This is a genomic window from Bradyrhizobium sp. (assembly GCF_049691595.1).
Lineage (GTDB): Bacteria > Pseudomonadota > Alphaproteobacteria > Rhizobiales > Xanthobacteraceae > Bradyrhizobium.
The window spans coordinates 1-3,469 of the sequence record NZ_JBAVNZ010000389.1; the positions used below are offsets into that span (position 1 = coordinate 1).

At 66.3% G+C, this 3,469-nt stretch carries 3 protein-coding genes; all 3 read left to right on the top strand.

The genetic code is table 11. The features are described from left to right. Positions 1-648: FAD binding domain-containing protein (locus WCE35_RS16780; protein WP_424594453.1), on the top strand; the 648-nt coding region annotated here is incomplete at its 5' end. 20 nt (positions 649-668) lie between these two features. Continuing rightward, positions 669-1,151 carry a (2Fe-2S)-binding protein gene (locus WCE35_RS16785; RefSeq protein WP_424594454.1) on the top strand — a complete coding sequence of 161 codons (483 nt, stop codon included), beginning with the start codon at positions 669-671 and terminating at the stop codon, positions 1,149-1,151. Next, positions 1,148-3,385, top strand: a complete 2,238-nt coding sequence (locus WCE35_RS16790; protein WP_424594455.1) for a xanthine dehydrogenase family protein molybdopterin-binding subunit — start codon at positions 1,148-1,150, stop codon at positions 3,383-3,385. Before WCE35_RS16785 ends, WCE35_RS16790 begins: the two co-directional genes overlap by 4 nt. The last annotated feature ends 84 nt before the right edge of the window (positions 3,386-3,469 follow it).

Genomic DNA, 3,469 nt, shown 5'->3' on the forward strand with positions numbered 1-3,469 from the left:
GTGTCAGGCGCGGTGCTGTCAGAACATCCGCGGTTCGGAAAAGCCTGGCCCGGCGTGCTGGAGGCCGTCAATTTGATCGGGTCCACCCAGGTGCAGGGGCGGGCGTCGGCGGGCGGCAATCTCTGCAACGGCTCGCCGGCCGGCGACAGCGTGCCCGCGATGATCGCGGCCGGCGCTGTTGTCACGGTGCAGGGGCCGAACGGCCGCCGCGAGATGCCGGTCGAGAAGGTGCCGGCCGGGCCGGGGCGCACCAATCTTTTGCCGGGCGAGATTCTCGTCAGCTTCACCCTGCCGCCACGGCCGCCAAATTCCGGCGATGCTTACCTGCGCATGATTCCGCGCACCGAAATGGACATCGCCGTGGTCGGCGTCGGCGTCAGCCTGACGCTGAAAAATAGCGTCTGCACCGCCGCGCGCGTCGGGCTCGGCGCGGTGGCGCCGACCGTGCTGCTGGTGGAAGCCGCGGCGAAAGCGCTGATCGGAAGCAAGCTCGACGATGCGGCGCTGAACACCGCGGCGGCCGCCTGCTCCGCCGCCTGCCGTCCGATCGACGACAAGCGCGGCACCATCGCCTATCGCACCAAGATTGCCGGCGTGCTGTTGAAGCGCACCGCTGTGATCGCCGCCCAGCGCGCAAGAGAAGATTGAGTTTTGGGGAATTTTTGACCATGGCCAAACTGCACGTTTCCACCACCATCAACGGCGAGCCGATGGAATTTCTCTGCGAGCCCGCCGACACCATGCTCGACGCCTTGCGCGGGCCGCTGGGCCTGACCGGCTCGAAGGAAGGCTGCGCCTCCGGCGATTGCGGCGCTTGCAGCATTATGCTGGACGACCGCCTGATCTGTTCCTGCCTGATGCTCGCAGCCGAAGCCGAAGGTCAGGAACTCCACACCATCGAAGGCATGGCCCAGGGCGACAGATTGCATCCGCTGCAGCAGAAATTCCTCGAAGAGGCAGCGCTGCAATGTGGCATCTGCACCTCGGGCATGCTGGTCGCCTCCGACGCGCTGCTGCGGAAGAATCCGCGGCCGAGCGAGCAGGAGGTCCGATACTGGCTCGCCGGCAATCTCTGCCGGTGCACCGGCTATGACAAGATCGTGCGCGCGGTGCTGGATACCGCCGCCGAAATGCGGGAGGCCGCGCAATGAATGTCGTCACCGACAACAAGTGGATCGGCCAGCGCACCATTCGCCCCGACGGGGTCGACAAGGTCACCGGCCGCGCGGCCTTCGCCGCCGACACCACCATGCCAGGCCAGATCTGGGGCAAGGTGTTGCGCAGCCCGCATCCGCACGCCCGCATCAAATCGATCGACACCTCGAGGGCGGAAGCGTTGCCGGGCGTCAAGGCGGTGGTCACCGCGCGCGACATCGTGGACTTTCCGGTCGACAAGTCGGTGATGCTCGGCATCCAGGACATGCGCTGGATGTGCCGCAACGTGATGGCGCGCGAGAAGGCGCTGTTTCCCGGCCATCCCGTGGCGGCGGTGGCCGCAACCACGGAGGCGATCGCGGCAAGAGCCTGCGAACTGATCGAGGTCGATTACGAAGTGCTGCCTTGGACGGTCGAGATCGACGATGCGCTGAAGCCCGACGCGCCCATCCTGCACGAGTACATCAAGTTCGAGGGCAGGCCGTCCAACATCGCCGGAAAACTCGAGGTCAAGAAGGGTGACGTCGCGGCAGGCTTCAAGCAGGCCGAGGTGATGGTCGAACGCAGCTTCACCACCCGCCCGGTGCATCAGGGCTATATCGAGCCGCACGCCTGCCTCGTCAGCGTCGCCGCCGACAACAAGACCACGATCTGGAGCTCGAGCCAGGGCCAGTTCATGGTGCGGGCGATGACGGCGTATCTGACCGGCATCCAGCAGAGTGACATCCGCGCCATTCCGGCCGAAATCGGCGGCGGCTTTGGCGGCAAGACCATCGTCTATCTGGAGCCGCTGGCGGCGCTGCTTTCGAAAAAATCCGGCCGTCCGGTGAAGATGGTGATGACCCGCGAGGAAGTGATGCGGGCGACGGGCCCGACCTCAGGCTCCAAGAGCACGGTCAAGATCGGCGCCAGGAAGGACGGCACCATCGTTGCCGCCCAGGGCACCTTCTGGCTGCAGGCCGGCGCGCTGCCGGGCTCGCCGATCCGCGGCGCGGTCGGCTGCAGCTTCTCGCCCTACGACATTCCAAACGTGCTGGCGATAGGCTTCGACGTGCTCTCCAACCGCTCCAAGGTCGCGGCCTATCGCGCGCCGGGCGCGCCGATCGGCGCCTATGCGGTGGAGTGCGTGCTCGACGAGCTCGCCGAAGCGCTGAAGATGGACCCGCTGGAGCTGCGGCTGAAGAACGCAGCCAAGCAGGGCACCAAGGCCGCGCATGGCCCGGTATTTCCGCGCATCGGCTACATCGAGACGCTGGAGGCGGCGAAAGCCCATCCGCATTACACCGCGCCGCTCGGAAAATATCAGGGCCGCGGCGTCGCGAGTGGCTTCTGGTTCAACGCCGGCGGCGAATCCTCCGCGCAGGTCAACATCACCGAGGACGGCAACGTCGTCGTCACCACCGGCCATCCCGATATCGGCGGCTCGCGCGCCGCGATCGCCAACATCTGCGCCGAGCTGCTCGGCATCGACTACCGCCGCGTCTCGGTTTTGATCGGCGATACCGCGACCGTCGGCTTTTCCAACCTCACCGGCGGCAGCCGCGTGCTGTTCGCCTCCGCGATGGTCGTCACGCAGTCGACCGACAAGATCATCGCCACCCTGCGCGAGCGCGCCGCAAAAATCTGGGAGATCGACCCCGAGGCCGTGAAATGGGAAAACGGCGCGGCGCATCCGGCGAGTCCCAATGCCGGCCAGTTCGAGCCGCTGACTCTCGCCGAACTCGCGGCAAAAGCGCCGTCGATGGGCGGGCCGATCGGCGCCGGCGTGCAGCTCAACACCGAAGGCGCCGAGGGCGGCTTCGGCACGCATATCTGCGACGTCGAGGTCGATGTCGAGCTCGGCATCATCAGAGTGATCCGCTATACCGCCGTGCAGGATGTCGGCCGCGCCATCCATCCGAGCTATGTCGAGGGCCAGATGCAGGGCGGCGTCGCGCAGGGCATCGGCTGGGCGCTGAACGAGGAATATATCTACACCAGGGATGGCAAGGTCGATAACCCCGGCTTCCTCGACTACCGCATGCCGGTGTGTTCGGATCTGCCGATGCTGGACACGGTAATGGTCGAGGTGCCGAACCCGAAGCATCCGCAGGGGGTGAAGGGCGTCGGCGAAGTGCCGCTGGTCCCCGTGATGGCCGCCGTCGCCAACGCCGTTCACAATGCACTCGGAAAGCGGTTTTACAGCCTGCCGATGTCGCCGCCGAAGGTGCTGGCGGTGGTGGAGGGGTGAGGCGGCAACCCATCCTACGTGCTGCGTCGATCAGGCGGCCCGCTTGAACTCTTCGCGCGCCGCCTGATTGGCACGATCGAAGAC

What these genes read in the sequence shown, in the direction of transcription:
- WCE35_RS16785 (WP_424594454.1), top strand. Translation starts at nt 669, where the DNA reads ATGGCCAAACTGCACGTTTCCACCACCATCAACGGCGAGCCGATGGAA.
- WCE35_RS16790 (WP_424594455.1), top strand. Translation starts at nt 1,148, where the DNA reads ATGAATGTCGTCACCGACAACAAGTGGATCGGCCAGCGCACCATTCGC.